Source organism: Streptomyces sp. NPDC026417 (assembly GCF_055567695.1).
In genome coordinates this window covers 1-18,682 of sequence record NZ_JBVHPY010000045.1, presented here as the reverse complement: position 1 = coordinate 18,682, position 18,682 = coordinate 1, and the positions used below count along the sequence as shown (strand labels likewise).

Annotated in this window: 18 protein-coding genes; 14 read left to right on the top strand and 4 right to left on the bottom strand. The window is 66.0% G+C overall.

Going from position 1 to position 18,682, the window contains the following annotated elements; translation table 11 throughout:
• The first annotated feature begins 3 nt into the window (after window positions 1-3).
• The 3 genes from ACZ4NT_RS36940 to ACZ4NT_RS36930 are packed head-to-tail and all read left to right on the top strand — an operon-like array spanning window position 4 to window position 3,508.
• On the top strand, window positions 4-1,272 hold the full coding sequence (locus tag ACZ4NT_RS36940) for a beta-ketoacyl-[acyl-carrier-protein] synthase family protein (protein WP_467729719.1): 1,269 nt from the start codon (window positions 4-6) through the stop codon (window positions 1,270-1,272).
• Window positions 1,269-2,483 (top strand): ketosynthase chain-length factor, encoded by a 1,215-nt coding sequence (locus ACZ4NT_RS36935; protein ID WP_467729717.1) that lies wholly within the window; start codon window positions 1,269-1,271, stop codon window positions 2,481-2,483. Before ACZ4NT_RS36940 ends, ACZ4NT_RS36935 begins: the two co-directional genes overlap by 4 nt.
• Window positions 2,483-3,508: an acyl-CoA dehydrogenase family protein gene (locus ACZ4NT_RS36930; protein ID WP_467729715.1), complete on the top strand. Its 1,026-nt coding sequence runs from the start codon at window positions 2,483-2,485 to the stop codon at window positions 3,506-3,508. The genes ACZ4NT_RS36935 and ACZ4NT_RS36930 overlap by 1 nt, the downstream gene beginning before the upstream one ends.
• 219 nt (window positions 3,509-3,727) lie before the next feature.
• Here the strand turns inward: ACZ4NT_RS36930 and ACZ4NT_RS36925 are convergent, their stop codons facing one another.
• Window positions 3,728-4,555: an AfsR/SARP family transcriptional regulator gene (locus tag ACZ4NT_RS36925; protein WP_467729713.1), complete on the bottom strand. Its 828-nt coding sequence runs from the start codon at window positions 4,553-4,555 to the stop codon at window positions 3,728-3,730.
• Window positions 4,556-4,874: 319 nt separating this feature from the next.
• Between ACZ4NT_RS36925 and ACZ4NT_RS36920 the strand changes: the two genes are divergently transcribed.
• Genes ACZ4NT_RS36920 through ACZ4NT_RS36900 form a run of 5 tightly spaced genes read left to right on the top strand, consistent with a single transcriptional unit; the run spans window position 4,875 to window position 10,152 of the window.
• Complete coding sequence (locus tag ACZ4NT_RS36920) at window positions 4,875-6,377, top strand: amidase (protein ID WP_467729711.1); 1,503 nt, start codon at window positions 4,875-4,877, stop codon at window positions 6,375-6,377.
• Entirely contained in the window at window positions 6,352-7,920 is a 1,569-nt protein-coding gene (locus tag ACZ4NT_RS36915) for an FAD-dependent monooxygenase (RefSeq protein WP_467729709.1), read from the top strand. Before ACZ4NT_RS36920 ends, ACZ4NT_RS36915 begins: the two co-directional genes overlap by 26 nt.
• Complete coding sequence (locus tag ACZ4NT_RS36910; RefSeq protein ID WP_467729707.1) at window positions 7,917-8,168, top strand: acyl carrier protein; 252 nt, start codon at window positions 7,917-7,919, stop codon at window positions 8,166-8,168. The genes ACZ4NT_RS36915 and ACZ4NT_RS36910 overlap by 4 nt, the downstream gene beginning before the upstream one ends.
• A complete protein-coding gene (locus ACZ4NT_RS36905; protein WP_467729705.1) occupies window positions 8,165-9,484 on the top strand; it encodes a methyltransferase in 1,320 nt (439 codons plus the stop codon). Before ACZ4NT_RS36910 ends, ACZ4NT_RS36905 begins: the two co-directional genes overlap by 4 nt.
• Entirely contained in the window at window positions 9,481-10,152 is a 672-nt protein-coding gene (locus tag ACZ4NT_RS36900; protein ID WP_467729703.1) for an O-methyltransferase, read from the top strand. The genes ACZ4NT_RS36905 and ACZ4NT_RS36900 overlap by 4 nt, the downstream gene beginning before the upstream one ends.
• 2 nt (window positions 10,153-10,154) lie before the next feature.
• Here ACZ4NT_RS36900 and ACZ4NT_RS36895 read toward each other — a convergent pair whose 3' ends face one another.
• Genes ACZ4NT_RS36895 through ACZ4NT_RS36885 form a run of 3 tightly spaced genes read right to left on the bottom strand, consistent with a single transcriptional unit; the run spans window position 10,155 to window position 13,647 of the window.
• Window positions 10,155-11,126, bottom strand: coding sequence for a quinone oxidoreductase family protein (locus ACZ4NT_RS36895; protein WP_467729701.1), 972 nt, complete (start codon window positions 11,124-11,126; stop codon window positions 10,155-10,157).
• On the bottom strand, window positions 11,117-12,610 hold the full coding sequence (locus ACZ4NT_RS36890; RefSeq protein ID WP_467729699.1) for an FAD-dependent monooxygenase: 1,494 nt from the start codon (window positions 12,608-12,610) through the stop codon (window positions 11,117-11,119). The genes ACZ4NT_RS36895 and ACZ4NT_RS36890 overlap by 10 nt, the downstream gene beginning before the upstream one ends.
• Window positions 12,607-13,647, bottom strand: a complete 1,041-nt coding sequence (locus tag ACZ4NT_RS36885) for a ketoacyl-ACP synthase III family protein (RefSeq protein WP_467729697.1) — start codon at window positions 13,645-13,647, stop codon at window positions 12,607-12,609. Before ACZ4NT_RS36885 ends, ACZ4NT_RS36890 begins: the two co-directional genes overlap by 4 nt.
• 183 nt (window positions 13,648-13,830) lie before the next feature.
• Between ACZ4NT_RS36885 and ACZ4NT_RS36880 the strand changes: the two genes are divergently transcribed.
• The 6 genes from ACZ4NT_RS36880 (at window position 13,831) to ACZ4NT_RS36855 (ending at window position 18,565) form a co-directional block, all read left to right on the top strand.
• Window positions 13,831-14,319: an aromatase/cyclase gene (locus ACZ4NT_RS36880; protein WP_467729695.1), complete on the top strand. Its 489-nt coding sequence runs from the start codon at window positions 13,831-13,833 to the stop codon at window positions 14,317-14,319.
• Window positions 14,316-15,068 carry a cyclase family protein gene (locus ACZ4NT_RS36875; RefSeq protein ID WP_467729693.1) on the top strand — a complete coding sequence of 251 codons (753 nt, stop codon included), beginning with the start codon at window positions 14,316-14,318 and terminating at the stop codon, window positions 15,066-15,068. The genes ACZ4NT_RS36880 and ACZ4NT_RS36875 overlap by 4 nt, the downstream gene beginning before the upstream one ends.
• A 138-nt stretch (window positions 15,069-15,206) precedes the next feature.
• Complete coding sequence (locus tag ACZ4NT_RS36870) at window positions 15,207-15,908, top strand: 4'-phosphopantetheinyl transferase family protein (RefSeq protein WP_467729691.1); 702 nt, start codon at window positions 15,207-15,209, stop codon at window positions 15,906-15,908.
• Window positions 15,909-15,970: 62 nt separating this feature from the next.
• Window positions 15,971-17,515, top strand: a complete 1,545-nt coding sequence (locus tag ACZ4NT_RS36865) for an acyl-CoA carboxylase subunit beta (RefSeq protein WP_467729689.1) — start codon at window positions 15,971-15,973, stop codon at window positions 17,513-17,515.
• Window positions 17,516-17,521: 6 nt separating this feature from the next.
• Window positions 17,522-17,752: an acyl-CoA carboxylase subunit epsilon gene (locus ACZ4NT_RS36860; protein WP_467729687.1), complete on the top strand. Its 231-nt coding sequence runs from the start codon at window positions 17,522-17,524 to the stop codon at window positions 17,750-17,752.
• 255 nt (window positions 17,753-18,007) lie between these two features.
• On the top strand, window positions 18,008-18,565 hold the full coding sequence (locus ACZ4NT_RS36855; RefSeq protein ID WP_467729685.1) for a flavin reductase family protein: 558 nt from the start codon (window positions 18,008-18,010) through the stop codon (window positions 18,563-18,565).
• The last annotated feature ends 117 nt before the right edge of the window (window positions 18,566-18,682 follow it).

Genomic DNA, 18,682 nt, shown 5'->3' with positions numbered 1-18,682 from the left:
AGGATGAAACGCCGAGCGGTGATCACAGGCATTGGGGTGCTCGCCCCGGGCGGAACGGGACGCGAAAGCTTCTGGCGGCTCCTGACCGAAGGGCGTACCGCCACCCGCCGCATATCGTTCTTCGATCCCGCACGCTATCGCTCCCAGGTCGCTGCGGAGTGCGACTTCGACCCGATCGCCTCCGGACTAACCCACCGGGAAACCCGCCGGATGGACCGGGCCACCCAACTCGGGGTAGTGGCCGCCCGCGAGTGTCTCGATGACAGCGGCCTTGACCTCGACCGGATCGACCCGCACCGCATTGGTACCAGCATCGGCACCGCGGTAGGCGCGACGACCAGCCTGGAAAACGAGTACTTGGTTCTGTCGGACACCGGACGGGAGTGGCTGGTGGACCCGACCTACGCCCGGCCTGAGCTCTACAATTACTTCACTCCCGGCAGCATTTGCACCGAGATTGCCTGGACGGCAGCGGCTGAAGGACCAGCAGGGCTGGTCTCGACCGGCTGCACCTCCGGACTGGATTCCGTCGGTCACGCCTTCCAGCTGATCGTCGACGGAAAGGCTGACGTAGTGGTGACCGGGGGCACTGATGCGCCGATTTCCCCACTCGCCGTGGCCTGCTTCGATGCCATCAAGGCAACCACCCCCAACAACGAAGACCCCGAGCACGCATCCCGCCCCTTCGACCGCAACCGGAACGGGTTCGTGCTGGCCGAGGGCGCGGCGATTCTGCTGCTAGAGGAGTACACCCACGCGCGGCGGCGTAATGCTCGGATCTACGCCGAGGTCAAGGGGTACGCCAACCGCTGCAACGCCTATCACATGACCGGTCTCAAACCAGACGGCAAGGAAATGTCCGTCGCGATCGACGCCGCCCTCGCCGAAGCCAGGATCGCCCCGGACGCGATCGACTACGTCAATGCCCACGGCTCGGGCACTAAGCAGAACGACCGCCATGAAACCGCGGCTTTCAAACGCTCGCTCGGCGCGCACGCCTATCAGGTCCCGGTCAGCTCGATCAAGTCAATGGTGGGTCACTCGCTGGGGGCGATCGGGTCCATCGAGATCGCCGCATGCGCCCTGGCAATCCGCGACGGGGTAGTCCCGCCTACCGCAAACCTGCACGAGCCTGATCCGGAGTGCGATCTGGACTACGTGCCGCTGGTTGCCCGCCAGACGCGGGTGGACACAGCGCTGAGCGTGGGCAGCGGGTTCGGCGGATTCCAGAGCGCGATCGTGTTGCAGCGTGTGGACGGAGGACGGTCATGACCGGGCGTGTCCTGGTGACGGGAATGAGCGCCCTGGCCCCCAACGGATCAGGGCTGGAGCGGTACTGGCAGGCGGTCCTGGACGGTGAGGACGGCGTCAGTTGCCTGTCGCGGTTCGACCCGGTCCGCTACCGGGCGCGGCTGGCCGGACAGATCACCGATTTGGATCCCGAGACTTTGCTGCCGAGCCGTCTCGTCCCGCAGACCGATCGGGTGACCCGGCTTGCACTGGTTGCTGCCGAACAGGCACTTGCCGACGCTCGTGTCGATCCGTCGGCACTGCCGGAGTACGACATGAGCGTGATCACCTCGAACGCCATGGGCGGATTCGAGTTCACTCACCGGGAGATCCAGAAGTCCTGGACACAGGGACCCGACCGGGTGAGCGTCTACGAATCTTTCGCCTGGTTCTACGCCGCCAACACCGGGCAGATCTCCATCCGGCATGGCATCCGGGGCCCGGGGAATTCGCTGGTGGCTGAGCAGGCGTCGGGCCTCGACGCTATCGGGTTGGCGCGGCGGACGATCCGCCGTGGCACCCGCCTGGCGGTGACGGGCGGAGTGGAATCCGCTCTGGACCCCTGGGCCTGGGTCTGCCACCTCGCCAGTGACCGGATCGACGACGGCCCAAAGCCCTACCGGCCCTTCGACCGGACTGCGCGCGGGCACGTTCCCGGCGAGGGCGGGGCCCTGCTGATCCTGGAGGACGAGCACGCCGCCGCCGAGCGCGGGGCGAAACGGGTGTATGGCGAGGTGGCGGGGCACGCTTCTACGCTCGACCCGCGGCCCGGATCCGGCCGGCCGCCAGGGCTGACCCAGGCGATTCGGCTGGCTCTGGAAGACGCGCGGATGGAACCCGGCGACATCGACGTCGTCTTCGCCGACGGGTCTGGTCTTCCAGACCTCGACCGGCACGAGGCACAGGCCATTGCGGATGTTTTCGGCCCGTTCGGCGTCGCGGTCACCGCGCCCAAGTGCATGATCGGACGGCTGGGCGCGGGCGGCCCGCCGCTGGATGTGGTCACCGCCCTGCTCTGTCTCCGGGACGGAGTGATCCCCCCGACCTACCGTACGACCCACGTGCCCCATGACTACAGGCTCGACCTGGTGCTGCGCGAACCCCGCCGCAGAACAATACGAACCGCGATGGTGCTGGCCCGCGGGTACGGGGGCTTCAACGCGGCCCTGGTCGTGAAGGGAGCGGAACGGTGATGGAACTGTCCGAGGTCCGGGAACTGGCCTCGAAGCACTCCCCGGCCGCGGAGCGGGACAGACGCCTGGAACAACCCGTCGCCCGCGCGCTGGTCGAAGGCGGGTTCGCCCGTCACTTCGTCGCTCAAAGGTGGGGCGGAAGCGCCGGCGGGTGCACTGATCTGGCACGGGCGCTGGCCTCGCTCGGCGAGGCGTGCTCGGCGGCGGCCTGGTGCGCAATGATCCTAGCTACCTCGGGAAGGATGGCCGGCCTGCTACCCGAGGACGGTCAGCGTGAGCTGTGGGAGAGCGGTGCCGACACCGCCGCGGTCGCCGCGCTACGCCCCTCAGGCACCGCCGAGCGCATTGCGGAGGGATGGCTACTCACTGGAAATTGGTCGACACTGAGTGGGATCGACGCCGCCGACTGGGTCCTGCTGTGCGTGTCCACCGAAGCCGAAACGCTCGGCATGGCCGTCCCCCGTAGCGAACTGCAGATCCTGGACACCTGGCGGACCATCGGCATGCGTGGCACCGGCAGCAACACCGTCGCCCTGGAAAAGGTATGCGTCCCCGCCCATCGCACGGTCCCGTGGAGCGCGATCCTGCACGGTCGGCCTGACCTCACCACCGCCTGCCACCGCGCCCCCCTGCCGGCGATCGCACCTCCATTGTTCGTGGCGCCCATGGTCGGTGTCATGAACACAGCCCTGGCGAGCCTAAACGGCGACCGGCGCCGACAGCCCGCCTACACTCGAGCCGTGGCCGAGATCGACACCGCGTGGACTCTGGTCGAGCAAGCAGCCAAGGCCGTCGACGCAGGAGACATCAGCCCCGAACGGCAAGCACGGACCGCACGGACCTCCGCGCTGGCGGCTGAGCTACTGGTGAGCGCCGCCGACCGGGTGTTTGCGATGGCAGGCACTCGGGCGCAAAGCGAGTCAGACCCGATCCAGCGGGCCTGGCGAGACATACACTGCGCGGCCTCACACGCGGCTCTGCAGATGGAGCGGGCGGCCGCTCTCTTTCCTCACCTATCCCGATGACAATGGCCAAGCCTTGTCGCTGGATCTGGATTGTGTGTGATGTTCCCCGCCTGACGGCTGGAGAAGAGAGCGGAGTGTCGCTGCGAGGCGTCCCTCGGCTGCACAGGGCAGAAGCGCACGATGCAGCGGGAACTGCATGTGAAATATACTCGCAATAAAGAACGAAGCTGATCTTTCTATCCTGACCATGCAGATGTGCGCAGCCCGGAGGCGCTGGCGTCAGGATGCGGCCGAGCTGACCACTGACAGGACGTAGTGTCGGCTCTCTAGTTCCGGGTCTGCCTTGAGGATCGACTGAAGTAGACGGTGCACCCAGGGGGACACTTCCAGGCCTAGTGTGTGCCGCAGCGCCGTCTGGAGGCGGTGAAAGGCGTGGAGGGCGTGGTTTCTTCGCCCGCACCGATGCAGCGCCAGCATCAACTGCGCGTGCAACATCTCGTTGGTCGGGTCAATGCTGGCCAGGTGCGTGAGCTCATCGACGACGGAATGGTGGCGGCCAAGACGCAGATCGATCTGAGCTCGCAGTTCGATCGCCGCGCGGCGTCGCTCCTCCAGCGGAACAATCAATGAGTCTAGGACTCGCCCGACGTGCACATCCACGAGCGCTGGCCCGCGCCACAACCGGTCTGCACGGGCGAGTGCGCGGGAGGCGTTGGAGTACTCCCCGTTTTCGAAGAACTGTCGACCCTGGACTACTAGTTGGTTGAACTTGGACACGTCACTGCAGCTCTCGTCCATGTTCAGCAGGTATCCATTGCCCGAGGTGGCTAAGAGTTCCTTTGCTTCTTTGTCTCGGGTTCTGGCTGGCCCCTGCAGCTCCCGAGCCACAAGGTTGCGGAGCCTCATAATGTAGGTCTGGATTGTGGTGGCCATGCTGGCGGGCGGGGAATCCCCCCATAGTTCCTCCGCGATCTCATCGACGGTGGCCACGCTGCCAAGCCTGAGCGCCAGAAGCGCCAGGAGGCTCCGCGGCTTGGGAGCATTGGGGGCGATCGATTCTCCGCCGACCGTGAAGCGGAATCGACCCAGCAGTTCGGTAGCAGTCATTTCACCTATTAGGCTATGCGCCGGCATCGATTTGAGTCGGTAATCGTTACTCATCTGTCCCCTGTTGCCGGTCGAAATCGAGCGGATCGTCTCGTCTATCGGCGGTGCGCCACATCAGCTTGCGCAGCCGCCACGCAGGCGTTGCATGGTGGCGGGTGAGATGACGGCGAGCAGGCCGATACTGCAGATGCTGAGTCGGGGGTGCCGTGTTGGTATCCATCCAGCGGCAGCTCGGGTATGAGCAGCCCCCGAAGTATCGTGCGGAATTGGTCCAGCCCGGTGTGAGTTTGCTGTGACCGCCGACCGGCACGCTGGGTTCATGACTTCTGACACAGATGCCCTCGCACTGTCGTCGGCTACCGAGCTCACGGCCGCGTTGCGCGAGAAGAGGATCTCCAGCCGGGAACTGCTGGAGATCTATCTCAGCCGTGTCGAGCAGTTGAACCCCGGTCTGAACGCCGTGGTGACCCTCGATGCCGACAGGGCTCTCGACCAGGCTGCGGCGGCCGACCGGGCCGCCGCGCGCGGCGAGTGGCTAGGCCCGCTGCACGGCCTGCCGATGACAGTGAAAGACACCCTGGAGACAGCGGGTGTGCGGACCACTGCGGGCGCCGCCGAACTGTCCGACCACGTGCCGGCCAGTGACGCTGATGCCGTGGCGGGCCTGCGACGGGCGGGTGCGGTCATATTCGGAAAGACCAACACCGCTACGTACGCCAGCGAGGCGCAAACCTACAACCCAATTTTCGGCACGACCAACAACCCGTGGGCGCCCGATCGGACGCCGGGTGGTTCCTCGGGCGGGGCGGCCGCCGCGCTGGCGGCGGGCCTGACGGGCCTGGAGGTGGGTGGTGAACTGTCCGGCTCATGCCGCGTCCCGGCTCACTACTGCGGTGTCTACACTCTGCGCCCGACGCATGGGCTGGTGCCCACCCGCGGCCACATCCCGCGGGCTCCAGGCTGGCTCACCAGCAACGACATGGTGACCCTCGCACCTCTTGCGCGTGGCGCCTCCGACCTGGACCTGGCATTGGACGTTCTGGTCGGGCCATCGGAGGCACAGGCGGTTGCCTGGCGGGTGGAACTGCCCGAGCCCCGAGCCGCCCGATTGGGCGACTACCGCATCGGCGTCTGGCTGGACGACCCGCATTGCCCACTTGATGGCGCAGTCGCGGCAGTCCTGCATGCTGCCGTCGAATCGCTCAGCGCCGCAGGGGCACAACTCAGCGAGGTCCACCCGATCGACCGGCCGACTCATGACGCCCTGTACGAGACGCTGATCGGCGCCGCGACCAGCCTGTCCCTGCCGCAGGAGACCTTCACACAGTTATGCGAGGCTGCCACTGGCGAGCTGCCGCCGAGCTCGGACCCGTTCCGCGACGCGCTGCGGCGTGGAAACCTCATCCGCCACCGCGACTGGCTGGTCGCCGACGAGGAGCGTACCCAGGCCCGCGCACGCTGGCGCGAGTACTTCCGGGACTACGACCTGCTGCTGTGCCCGGTCACCACAACCACAGCCATCCCGCACGACCACAACCCGGACTTCGGCGCCCGCTCCGTCACTGTGAACGGACAGCGGCGCTCCTACTGGGAACAGATTCGCTGGACCAGTATGGCGACCGCTGCCGCACTGCCTGCAGCCTCGGTCCCCGTCGGGGTGGCCGCGGACGGCCTGCCTGTCGGACTGCAGATCGTCGGACCACACCTTGAGGACCGCACCGTTACTCACGCGGCCCAACTCATCGCACAGATCGTCGGAGGCTTTCGAGCGCCTTCAGTAATGGAAGGGAGCGCCCATGCCACAGGCGACTCGGCCGTTTGACCCCCAGGTGATTGTTGTGGGGGGCGGGCCTGTCGGGCTCGCCCTGTCCTGCCAGCTCGCGCGGGCTGGGATCGCCGTCCTTACCCTGGAGGCCCGAACAAGCCCCGACGTCAACCCCCGGGCAGGGTCGATCGGTCCTCTCGCCTTTGAATCGCTGGCCCGGCTCGGGCTGGGGGCCGACATCTTGCGGGCCGAACAGGAGACCCTGGCCCACTATGCGAGGCTGTTCGCCGAGTGGAGCGACCGATCCGGAGCCGATCAGCCGCCTGCCCGCACAGCCCCCAAGGAGCACTTCGGTGGGCTGGAGCGCATCGATGCCAGCCGTCGCTCTCAGCCTTGGCGCCGTCGCATCCGCATTGAACAGCCCGAACTGGAGACGATCCTTCGCGCCGCCGCTATAGAAAGTGGCGTGGACCTGCGGGTCGGCCACGAGGTCATCGCCGTACGCCAGGACACCGAGCGGGTGCACATCGAGGCTCGTACCGCCGAGGCGCTCGCCGAATTCAGCTGTGACTATTTGGTTGGCTGTGACGGATACGGCAGCGTCGTCCGTGACGTGTGCGGCTTCGACTTCCCTGGCACTGACGCCACCGTCACCGGCCGGATGGCGGTGTGCGAACTCACCGACCTGGAGTCGTTGGAGCCGGGCATCCATTTCACCCCGCACGGCTTGTATGTCCACGGGTTGGGAGTGAATCGACTGTCGACTGTGGAGTTCGACGGTCCGCCAACCAACGAGGAACCGCTCGGCAAGGACGAACTGGAACGCAGCATCCGGCATGTGGCCGACTCGCGGGTGACCGTGCGCAACATGGAGCACGGCATGCGCTGGACCGACACGGCCCGCCAGACCACCACCTATCGCAACGGCAGGGTCCTGCTGGCTGGTGACGCCGCCCACGTCTACGCGCCGGTCGGCGGCCAGGGCCTCAACGTCGGCCTAGTCGACGCCGCCAACCTAGCGTGGAAGCTGGCGGCCGAACTCCAGGGATGGGCCGGCCCGAACCTGCTGGACACCTACACCCTGGAACGCCACGGCGTTGCCGCCCGGCTTCTGCAGAACACCCGAGCACAGATCGCGCTCATGCGCCCGGACCCCCAGAGCACCGCGCTACGCGAGCTGGTCGACGAATTGCTCGACCTGGACGAGGTACACCGGCGTATTGCCGACATGCTGGCAGGGATGGACATTCGCTACGACGTCGGCGACACCTCGCCGATGGCCGGGACTATCCTCGGCGACCTCGTATTGAGCCTTGTCGGTGATTCCAACGAGAGCACCAGCTTGTGGGAGGTCTGGCCGCGGTGCGGCGGGCTGCTGTTGGACCGGACCGGCAACAGCGAGATCGTCGAGGCCAGCGCCCGCTGCAATCACATCACCTACATAGCCGCTGCGCCGGATGCGATGGAAGTGGACGCGCTGCTGCTGCGTCCGGACGGGTGCATCGTCTGGTCGTTGCCCGCCGGAGCGGATTTTCTCCCCGAACAGTTCCAGCGGGCCTGTAACCGCTGGTTCCCCCAGACAGGAAGGTCCTCCCTATGACACTTGACGACCTCATCCGCATCCTGGTGCGCAGCGCCGGCGAAGGCGAATCGCTGCACCACGACGGCGACATCCTCGACACCAGCTTCATTGACCTGGGTTACGACTCGCTGGCCCTCATGGAGACGGTGGCGGCCATCGAGCAGGAGTACAACGTCCGCATATCCGATGAGGACGTCTCCGGACAGGACACGCCACGGTCGCTGCTGGGCCTAGTGGCAAATCTCCGCGCGGAGGCAGCCGCATGATTACCCACACGATCCTGTACCGGTTCTCTCCCAACGTTCCGAAGGGCCTTCAGACTGAGTTCTTCGCCGATATGCAGGCAGCCCTCACCGCGACCGGCATGGTGCAGGACTTCACCGTCCAGGAGCACCACGCACTGCCGATCGACGAGGGATCTCGCGGGATGGCAGCCACCGACGTTGTCCAGTTCCGGGCACAGGACCTGCAGACGCTGGAGCGGATGCATCACCATCCACGCATCGCACAATTCATCACCGACTGGCGCGGCCGGATCGACTATGACTCGGCCTACGCCAACCACGAGGAGGCCGGCAGCCATGACGACTTCGCCTGGTGGCGAGGCGTCGCCCAGGGGTACCGACGGTCGCGGCTACTGCTGACCGCCCTGGAGGCCGACCTGTTCGACTACCTGGGCACCCGGGCGTCCGACGCGGCGCAGATCGCCGACGAGCTGGGACTGGACCCCGGCGCAACCGAGATCATCTGCGACACCCTGGTGTCCTATGGACTGCTGCATAAGCAGTATGATCGCTACTCCAACACCGACGCAGGAGCCCGATTCTTGGTGCGGACCTCTCCCCAGTACAAGGGCGAGATCCTACGCCACGACAGCCTGCGCTGGGGCGACTGGACGCACCTGCTGCGCACCTGGCAGACCGGCCAGGCGGCCTTGCCGCGCCCGGACTCACCGTCTCCTCCGACTCCCAAGCAGCTTCGCGCCTACATCCTCGGGATGGAGAACATCTCACGGGAACTGGCCGAACGGTTGGCCACTGAGCTGCCCCTCGAAGGCTGCCGCAGCCTGCTGGACCTGGGCGCCGGCCCAGGCAACTACAGCCTCGCCTTCGCCCTAGCCCACCCGGACCAGTCGGTCACCCACTTCGACCTCCAAGAGGTCTCCGAGATCGCCCAGGACTTCATGGCGGGCCGAGTACCGCCGAACCTGCGCTTCCTCAGCGGCGACTTCCGCACCGACTCCCTCGGCGACGGCTACGACTTCATCTGGGCGAGCCAGATGTGGCACACCCTCGGAGCCGAAGAGGTGCGGAAACTGCTTGCCGCCTGCCATCAGGCTCTGACGCCCGGTGGTGTCCTGGCCATCCATGAGTTCCTGTTGGACGACACCAGGACCTCACCCGACTATGCGGCCGTCTTCGGGGTGCACGCGCTGGTCACCACCGGCTCTGCCCGCACCTACACGGTGGGCGAGCTCACATCCTGGCTGCGGGAGTCTGGTCTCGTGGTCGAGGAGACGGTCGAGACCGGATGGCCCAGCCGCATCATGATCGCCCGTAAGACGCTGGAGGTACATCCGTGACAACCCTGCACTCCCCCCGGTTCCAGACCGTACTTCGCACCCTCACCGCCGCCGCACAGGTGCAGGAACCGGAAACCGGAAAGATCATCGGTCAAAAACTAGAAGGCCTCGACCGCAGCCGCCTAACCGACCATGAGTTGGCCGATCTCGTGCAAGACGTGTACATGGCAGTGAGCCCAGATCTAGCGGACCTGCTGTACTTGCTGGTGCGCGGCACGGGGGCCACCACGGTGGTCGAGCTGGGGACCTCGCTGGGAGTCTCGGCGCTCACGATGGGTGCGGCCTTGCGCGACAACGGCGGAGGACGACTGATCACCACCGAGCTGTCAGCCGCCAAGTGCCAGGCCGTCCATAAGAGCGCGGCCGAGGCTGGCCTGGAGGACATCATCGAGATCCGCCAAGGTGACGCCCGAGAAACCCTCAAGGACCTGCCCCCGCAGGTAGACCTGGCTCTGCTCGACGGCTTCGCCCACGCCTACGTGGATGTGCTGAGGCTGCTGGAACCTCGGATGCGGCCCGGCTCGATCATCGTCGCCGACGGCCTGCCCGGCGACAAGAACGAGACCATCGGCCCATTCCGCTCTTACATCGAGCAGCAGCCGGACCGCTACCACCGAGTGCGCGCCGCGGTCTTCGGCTCGGCCGAGCTCATCGTGCGCGTCAGCTGAGCTCACCGGACCAGGACAACCCTGCCCCGCTGGGCCCGACTTTCCATGATCCGGTGTGCCCTCCACGCCTCCGACAGCGGTACGGAGGCATGGAGGGCGGGCACCAGCCTCCCCGAGGCAGCCAGGCCAACCAGCTCCCGCCGGGCGGCAGCGAACAGATCAGGGCGCTCCGCCTTTAGTTTGCCCATGGAGAAACCGACGAAGGCGTTCATCCCCAACAACTCATCACGCGTCACCGACGCCGGGCCACTGGCCGCACCATAGGAAACGACCCGGCCGCCGAACCGCAGCAGGGCCACGCTGCTCCGCAGCACGTCACCCCCGATGCTGTCGAGAACTAGGTCGACGCCTTGCCCGCCGGTCACCTCCCGCACGGCTTCCTCCCACATCGGGTCGGTGTAGTCGACCACAAGATCTGTCCCCAGTGACCGTACGAACTCGCGGGTGCTCGGCGCGCTCGTCGTGCCTACTACTGTGCCCGCTCCCAGCACCCGGGCGAGCTGCACGGCTAGATGACCGATCGATCCGGCGGCCGAGTGAACGAGCACGGTCTCGCCTTCTCGTAGACCGCCCGCTTTGATCAGGTTCAGGGCGACCTGCCCGGGCGAGGTAAGCGCCGTTGCCGCGGCAGCCCCCATCCCATCGGGAACAGTGACACACCAGCCCTCGTCCACGACGACCAGGTCGGCGTAGGCGGCCGACGCCGTCCACGCCGCAATCCGCTCGCCGACCCGCGCGGTGGTGACACCCGCCCCCACCGCCTCGACGATCCCGACCACGTCCCCGCCCGGGGCGGCCGGCAGTGAAGGAAGGCCTAACGGAAATGTCCCCCGCCGCTGCTGTACGTCGGAGAAGTTAATGCCGACGGCTTCCATGCGGAGCAGGACCTGCCCCGGCCCAGCCTCCGGCTCCCCCGCCTCCTCCTGGACCAGCACCTCCGGATCCCCGTGCTCGTGATAGCGCACTACACGCATGCCCGATCCTCCGTCCCGAACCAGCGCGCCACCGCGGCGCGGAGACCCACAATGTCTAGCGGAGCGCCCCATTCTCCGACCCAGGCCAAGTGGCCATCGGGCCGGATCAGCGCAAGCCGCACCGCCGACAAGTCGGCGTGGTCTGTACGGCCCGCCACCACCTCAACGTGGTTCGGCCAATCACGGCCGACCTCGGCCAGGGCCGCGCCGCCGTCGAGATCCAGCAGGACACCACGACCTGACCCCAGGAGCCGAGCCGTATCAATCGTTTCTGTTCCCGCAGACAGCAGTGTGCGCGGCAATCTATAACCCAGCAGCGGATGACTACCCCCACCCAGGTCATAGCGAAAGCCGACGGCGCTGAGCTCACCAGCCAGCAGCAGATTGACCGCCTCGATCTTCATCAGCTCGGCGAACAAGGACCTCAGCGCCTCCACTTCGGGCCCGGCCATGCCGAGCGCGAACTGAGCCTGTGTATTGACCAGCACCCGGGCAGCCACAGGGCGGCGTTCTTCCTGGTAAGTGTCCAGCAGATCCATGTTGGCGATCCCTCGAACTACCAGGGAGAGCTTCCATCCCAGGTTCACCGCGTCCTGGATGCCGAGGTTGAGCCCTTGGCCTCCGGCGGGCATGTGAACGTGCGCAGCATCCCCGGCCAGCAGCACCCGCCCCTGACGGTACCGGTCGGCCAGACGGGTCGCATTCCCGAAACTCGTCAGCCACCGGGCTTTCGTTCCCTTGAGATCCACCCCCGCGATATCGGCGCTCATCCGTATGATCTCTGCCAGACTCGGCTCCGCGTCCGGCGCCGGGGGACGACCGTGCTCAAACACGATGACCCGTACCACACCCGGCGCAATCGGCCAGGCGTTGAGCTGGCCACGCTCCGAACGGTAAAAGTAGGGGACTTGCGCCAGGATTTCCGCATCCGGAGCAACCCCCTCCAGGTCAGCCATGAAGAATTCCAAAGTGTCCTCGGAGCCGGGGAAGCCGATCCCGCACAGCTTACGGACCGCGCTATGCCCCCCATCACAGCCGACCACGTAGCTGGCCGACACCTCATAACGTCCCTCCGGCCCCGCCACCCCCACCTGTACGGACTCTCGGAGCTGCTGGAGCCCGCTCACCTGGTGACCCTGCCGGATTTCAACGCCCAGCTCCAGGACCCAGTCACGCAGCACCCGCTCCGTCGTGGCCTGCGGGATCAGAGCCATGCTGTAAGGGGTGTCCAGCTGGCCGAAATCCAGTCCGATCAGGCCCGCGAAATGCCCATACTGGTGCATTCGCAACGGGGGAAAGCGGTCGAGTAATTCCCGCTCTTCCCAAAGTTCCAGGGTTCGGGCATGAACGGAGAAGCCGCGGGACTGGTCCGTAGGCTTAGTAAGGTGCTCCAGCACCAGCACGTCGGCTCCGCCGAGGCGGAGCTCCGCAGCGAGCGTGAGCCCTACTGGCCCAGCGCCGACGACCACAACATCTCGGTTCATCTGCCGTCCTTTACAGTCCACTGCGGTGTCTCCACGATCTCGACAACCGCGCATGACCAGGTGAAACCACCCCCCACACCGAGTAGAAGGCAGTATTGCCCCTGCCGCAGCCGTCCGGCGTCCACCAGATGAGTCAGACCCGCGAACTGGTCTCCAGCGCCCAGGTGCCCAACCCCCCGGCCCCAGGCCCATGTGCTGGCCTGCGGGTCGATGCCCAGCCGCCGGAAGAAGCCAACCTCCAGCCGTCGCCGCCCAGTATTGGGCAGCACATACCAGCTGACGCTGGAAACTGGGACCTCCGCCTCCTCCAGTGCCTGTGTCATCACCGAGCGCTGGCCCGCCGCCATACGACGGTTGATGTCCGCGCCCGACGGTCCACGCATGAACTCCCGGGTGGGAGCCTCGATATCCACCGGTACCCGCAGCTCCAGCGGAGCAGCGCTGAAAGGATCTGTGCCACGATGCATCTCCTCCAGCTCCGGATCGGCCACCGTGACCACGCTCAGTACCCGTGCAAACCCCGGTGCCCGCGAGACCACCGCGGCCGCGGCGCCGTCGCCGAACACCGTGCCCGGGTCGGTACGCCACCGATCAACGCCCGGAGCTGCGAAACGGTCCCCCGTGGTGAGCAGGACGGCTTCTGCCTTTGATGCGGTGATGTATGCGGCGGCGAGTTCCAGTGCGACCATGCCGCTGTTGGAGGTGTGCCCCACCTCCATCGCCGGACACCGATTGTTCACCGTCATCCGCTGGATGTAAGAGGCTGTAGGCCACAGGTCATGGCCCTGGAAATAGACACTAGAATGCAGAAGGAGACAGATCTCCCCGGTCTCACATCCTGCGCGCTGCATAGCGATGCGAGCAGCGTTCACGGCCATCTCTGGCGCTGACTCCGTGTCCGCCACGCAGACCGCCGATGCGCCTGTGCGGCTGATGAGTGAACGGTCGGTGAAACCGAGCTCCAGCGCCTTCTCGGCTGTCATTACAGGCGGCAACCACATCCCGAGGCCGCGCAGGTAGACGTCATCGAAGCGCAACTGTCCTCCGAGGGTACACGTGGGGATCCCCACCCATTCTTGCGACTCGCATTCGCATGTGAGTGGACTGGAAGTGGAGTCGAACTCAAGCGGCTGCGGCGTGTGAGGCGCGCTCCAGTTCGGTGCTACTGGCCACCACGACAATCGTTCGGAGAACTGTGAGACCACCCAGAGGGGCCTTGGATGCAGCACGCCGAACATTCCGTGACGATTGATGCTCCCGTCCACGTCGTGTGGGAGATCGTCAGGGACGCCGAAGGATATGCACGGATCTTCCCGCCGACGAAGAAGGTCGAGATCCTAGAGCGGTCTGACCTGCACGAGGTCATCCGGCTGCTGGTTGACGTCGATGGCACCGAGCACACCTGGGTGTCACGGCGGGAGATCGACTTGCCCGGCCGCGTGATCTCCTTCCACCAGATCGAGCCGGTGCCTATGCTGAGCCAGATGGGTGGCGAGTGGCGCGTCTTCGAACTCGACAGCGAACAGACCCAGTTGGTCCTTACGCACGACTATGTGCTTCGCGAAGCCATCGACGGCTTGGTGGCTGGGGTCTACGCGCCACAAGAGGCGGCCCGCAGGGTCGAGGTTGGCGTGGAACGCAACAGCCTCGCTGACTTGAGCGCAGTGAAGACGGCAGCCGAGGCTCTACACGGCGGAGTCAAGTCGTGACGAACCTTATTGACCTCAGCGTTGCGACATGTGACACCCCGAGCGAGGCAACGCCGGTCGTCGTGGAACTCCTGGATCACCGGACCGGAGCCACGGTGCTAGGACTGACTCCCCAGGATTTCCCCGACGGCATCGCCATCTCCAACGAGACTGTCACCCTCACGACCCATACCGGCACTCACATGGACGCGCCACTGCACTATGGACCAACTAGCGGCGGGCTCCCGGCCAAGAGCATTGACCAGGTTCCGCTCGAATGGTGCTACGGGCCTGGCGTACGCCTGGACGTGCGGCACGTCCCACCGGGCGATGCCATCACCGTCAACCACCTGGAAGCCGCGCTTAAGGACGCCTCGCATGAACTGTCGCCCGGCGACATCGTGCTTCTGTGGACCGGCGCAGACCAGCTATGGGGCTCGCGGGAGTACCTGTCGCAGTTCCCCGGCCTGTCCGGCGAAGGCACCGCTTACCTGGTCGAAAACGGCGTCAAGGTCATCGGCATTGATGCTTGGGGCCTGGACCGTCCGATGCACGCGATGATCGAGGAGTACCGGCAGACGGGTCGTAAGGATGTCCTGTGGCCCGCGCACATCTACGGGCGCACCCGCGAGTACCTGCAACTGGAGAAACTCGCCAACCTGGAATCCCTGCCAGCCGCTACGGGCTTCCGGATCTGCTGTTTCCCCGTGTCGATCGAGGGAGCAGGTGCCGGCTGGACCCGGGTCGTCGCGCTCCTTGACGTACCTTGATGCACCGCAACCCGAACATGGTGCCAGACCCCACCTCCACCCTGCTCTGACACATCCTCGGCCCGGCACGTGTCTCACACTCAAGTGACAAACGCCCCAACGCCTATACGACACTGACATGCAATCCCGGGGACACCTGTGCTGAAGGAACTACTGCACCCCCTCGCGGTGGCCGAGACATTCGGCGATCAGACCGACCCGCCCGCGCCGTTCGCCGAAGAGGAGCGGCTGGTCGCCAATGCGGTGCCGGCGCGTCGCAGGGAGTTCACCGCAGTCCGGGCATGCGCCCGAACTGCTCTGGGGCAGCTTGGCATCCGTCCCGCCCCGGTTCTGCACGATGCACGCGGGGCACCTGTGTGGCCCGACGGGGTCGTCGGCAGCATGACCCACTGTGCCGGCTATCGAGGGGCCGCGGTGGCGTACGCCACCGATGTGGTGACGATCGGCATGGATGCCGAGCCAAACAGACCTCTGCCCGGCCGCGGTGTACTGGAGATGGTCACAGTGGCCGAAGAGCGTGCCCAGCTGCTGGAACTGACAGTCCGACGGCCCGAGGTGTGTTGGGACCGGCTGGTGTTCAGTGCCAAAGAGAGCGTGTACAAGGCCTGGTACCCGCTCACCGGCCGCTGGCTGGACTTCCACCACGCCGTAATCACCATGGCCCCGAACACGGCCACCTTCACCGCCCGCCTGCTGGTCCCCGCCCCAGTGATAGCCGACCATCCCTGGCCCGGATTCCGCGGCCGCTGGGCTACTGGCCACGGTCTGCTCGCCACCGCGGTCGCGGTACACCGCATTCCGAATAGCAAGCCCAGCGATAACCATGGCGGTAGCCGATAATGATCGATCCGAGTTACCCCCCGTCCACCACAGGCGTCCCTGCCTACCCGGCTCCACACGGTATGCACACACTCACTGCCGAGCTGCACGGGCTCCGGGAGCGGGTCCGCCAGGGTCCGAACGAGAAGGCGACCGAGACCCAGCACACGAAGGGGAAGCTGACCGCACGCGAGCGCATCGATCTGCTGCTGGACGAGGGCTCCTTCCACGAGGTGGAACTACTGCGCCGGCACCGGGCGACCGGCTTCGGCCTGGAGACCAAGAAGCCGCATACCGACGGTGTGATCACCGGCTGGGGTACCGTGCACGGCCGGACGGTCTTCGTCTACGCCCATGACTTCCGCATCTTCGGCGGCGCCTTGGGCGAGGCCCACGCCACCAAGATCCACAAGATCATGGACATGGCCATCGCGGCCGGCGCGCCGCTGGTCTCCCTGAACGACGGCGCCGGCGCCCGCATCCAGGAGGGCGTCACCGCCCTCGCCGGCTACGGCGGCATCTTCCAGCGCAACTCCAAGGCTTCCGGCGTCATCCCGCAGATCTCCGTCATACTCGGCCCGTGCGCCGGCGGCGCCGCCTACTCGCCGGCCCTCACAGATTTCGTGTTCATGGTCCGCGAGACCTCGCAGATGTTCATCACCGGCCCGGACGTCGTCCAGGTGGTCACCGGCGAGAAAATCACCCAGAACGGGCTCGGCGGCGCCGACGTCCACTCCTCGGTGTCCGGCGTCTCGCACTTCGTCTACGACGACGAGCAGTCCTGCATGGAGGAGGTCCGCTACCTCTTGTCGCTGCTGCCGCAGAACAACCGGGAGATGCCGCCCGCCAGCTTCAACGACGACCCGCTCGAGCGCCGCAACGACAGCCTGCTCGACATGGTGCCGGCCGACGGCAACCGCCCGTACGATATGCACAAGGTCATCGAGGAGGTCGTCGACCACGGCGAGTACCTCGAGGTTCACGAGCGCTGGGCCACCAACGTGATCGTCGCGCTGGCCCGGATTGACGGCCACGTGACTGGCCTGATCGCCAACCAGCCGCAGTCGCTGGCCGGCGTCCTGGACATCAACGCCAGCGAGAAGGCCGCCCGCTTCGTGCAGATGTGCGACGCCTTCAACATCCCGATCGTCACCCTGCTCGACGTCCCCGGCTTCCTGCCCGGCGTCGACCAGGAGCACGGCGGCATCATCCGCCACGGCGCGAAGCTGCTCTACGCCTACTGCAACGCCACCGTGCCGCGGATCTCGCTGATCCTACGCAAGGCCTACGGCGGCGCCTACATCGTCATGGACTCTCGCTCTATCGGCGCCGACCTGTCCTACGCCTGGCCCACTAACGAGATCGCAGTTATGGGCGCCGAGGGTGCCGCCAACGTCATCTTCCGCCGGGACATCGCCGCCGCCGAGAACCCCGAGGCGATGCGCGCCCAAAAGATCAAGGAATACCAGAACGAGCTGATGCACCCGTACTACGCGGCCGAGCGCGGCCTCGTGGACGACGTCATCGACCCGGCCGAGACCCGCCAGGTGCTCGCCGCCTCGCTCACTATGCTCCGCACCAAGCACGCCGACCTACCCAGCCGCAAACACGGCAACCAGCCCATGTGAGGCGTGATGACCGACGATCTTGCACCGCTGATCCGCATCGAGCGCGGCTCGCCGACCAGCGAGGAACTTGCCGCCCTGACCGCGGTGCTCCTTATCCGGGCGTTGGCGGTGGTGCCTATACCACGGTCGGCATCAACTACCGCTTGCCGACCCATGTCCATTCGATGCCGTTCGCATGTTTCACCTTCCAGCTGGCGCACTGCCATTGATTGTCCGTCATCGGGATTAGGAGGTTGAATTGTCTAAAAATGTGCGGGTGGCGCTACACCAAGCAGTCGTCGCGCTGGGATGGCTGGGATTGTTCTCCGGCCTGACTTCGTACGCCGGCTGGCTGCCCGGCCAGGACGTCACCCAGGAGTCGAACGGAGCCCTGACCGGGCTTCCGACTGGTCACCCAGACCGACCCGGTGAGGTTCGCCTGAGCCGAGTAGAGCGGCAAGCCTGGGCACAGCTGAAACGAAGCCTGATATGTGATTCGAAAGTCCGACGAACATGAATAGTGCATCTGGGTACCCACAGCTCCCCACTCCCCCCACCGTTATGCCCAACGAGTTCCGGGCCGCCCTTTCTCAGCTCGCCGCGGGAGTGGCCCTGGTAACCGCCCATGTCCCCATGAACGGATCTGACGGCGAGGACGTGGGTATGACAGCCACGTCCTTCACGTCAGTGTCGTTGGAACCTCCACTGGTGGTGGTCTCGGTTCGACACGATTCCCGGATGAACAGAACACTGAACCGGGTCGACACCTGGGGCGTCTCTCTGCTCGGCGATCAGCACCGTTCCCTGGCCTCTCGCTTCGCTACGAAGGGCCGAAGTGACGACCGTGGCCTGTTCGCGGATACTCCACGCCGACGTGGCTTATGGACTGCTGCACTGCTCATTGAAGGTGCTCTCGCCGCCGTTGAGTGCCGGACCGAACAGCGCATCCCTGCCGGGGATCACACTCTGGTGATCGGCCGCGTCCTGGCAACCCATACGACAAGCTCGACCGGTTGCCCTCTGCTCTACTTCCGCGGTGACTACCGAAGTGAACCGTTCCGGGTTCGGTAGAGGCTCGGTTCCGTGACAGGATTGAGCTTGTTCAGTGTGGCCACTGATCGGGTGATGACGGGTGTGGAGTAACGAGCGAGGCCCCTGAGCGTTGAGCGGGATGTCTGACGTCCGCAG

Bases quoted from the DNA above. Each gene is read 5' to 3' on its own strand.
- ACZ4NT_RS36940 (WP_467729719.1), top strand. From the start codon at position 4: ATGAAACGCCGAGCGGTGATCACAGGCATTGGGGTGCTCGCCCCGGGC.
- ACZ4NT_RS36935 (WP_467729717.1), top strand. From the start codon at position 1,269: ATGACCGGGCGTGTCCTGGTGACGGGAATGAGCGCCCTGGCCCCCAAC.
- ACZ4NT_RS36930 (WP_467729715.1), top strand. From the start codon at position 2,483: ATGGAACTGTCCGAGGTCCGGGAACTGGCCTCGAAGCACTCCCCGGCC.
- ACZ4NT_RS36925 (WP_467729713.1), bottom strand. From the start codon at position 4,555: ATGACTGCTACCGAACTGCTGGGTCGATTCCGCTTCACGGTCGGCGGA.
- ACZ4NT_RS36920 (WP_467729711.1), top strand. From the start codon at position 4,875: ATGACTTCTGACACAGATGCCCTCGCACTGTCGTCGGCTACCGAGCTC.
- ACZ4NT_RS36915 (WP_467729709.1), top strand. From the start codon at position 6,352: ATGCCACAGGCGACTCGGCCGTTTGACCCCCAGGTGATTGTTGTGGGG.
- ACZ4NT_RS36910 (WP_467729707.1), top strand. From the start codon at position 7,917: ATGACACTTGACGACCTCATCCGCATCCTGGTGCGCAGCGCCGGCGAA.
- ACZ4NT_RS36905 (WP_467729705.1), top strand. From the start codon at position 8,165: ATGATTACCCACACGATCCTGTACCGGTTCTCTCCCAACGTTCCGAAG.
- ACZ4NT_RS36895 (WP_467729701.1), bottom strand. From the start codon at position 11,126: ATGCGTGTAGTGCGCTATCACGAGCACGGGGATCCGGAGGTGCTGGTC.
- ACZ4NT_RS36890 (WP_467729699.1), bottom strand. From the start codon at position 12,610: ATGAACCGAGATGTTGTGGTCGTCGGCGCTGGGCCAGTAGGGCTCACG.
- ACZ4NT_RS36880 (WP_467729695.1), top strand. From the start codon at position 13,831: ATGCAGCACGCCGAACATTCCGTGACGATTGATGCTCCCGTCCACGTC.
- ACZ4NT_RS36865 (WP_467729689.1), top strand. From the start codon at position 15,971: ATGCACACACTCACTGCCGAGCTGCACGGGCTCCGGGAGCGGGTCCGC.
- ACZ4NT_RS36860 (WP_467729687.1), top strand. From the start codon at position 17,522: ATGACCGACGATCTTGCACCGCTGATCCGCATCGAGCGCGGCTCGCCG.
- ACZ4NT_RS36855 (WP_467729685.1), top strand. From the start codon at position 18,008: ATGAATAGTGCATCTGGGTACCCACAGCTCCCCACTCCCCCCACCGTT.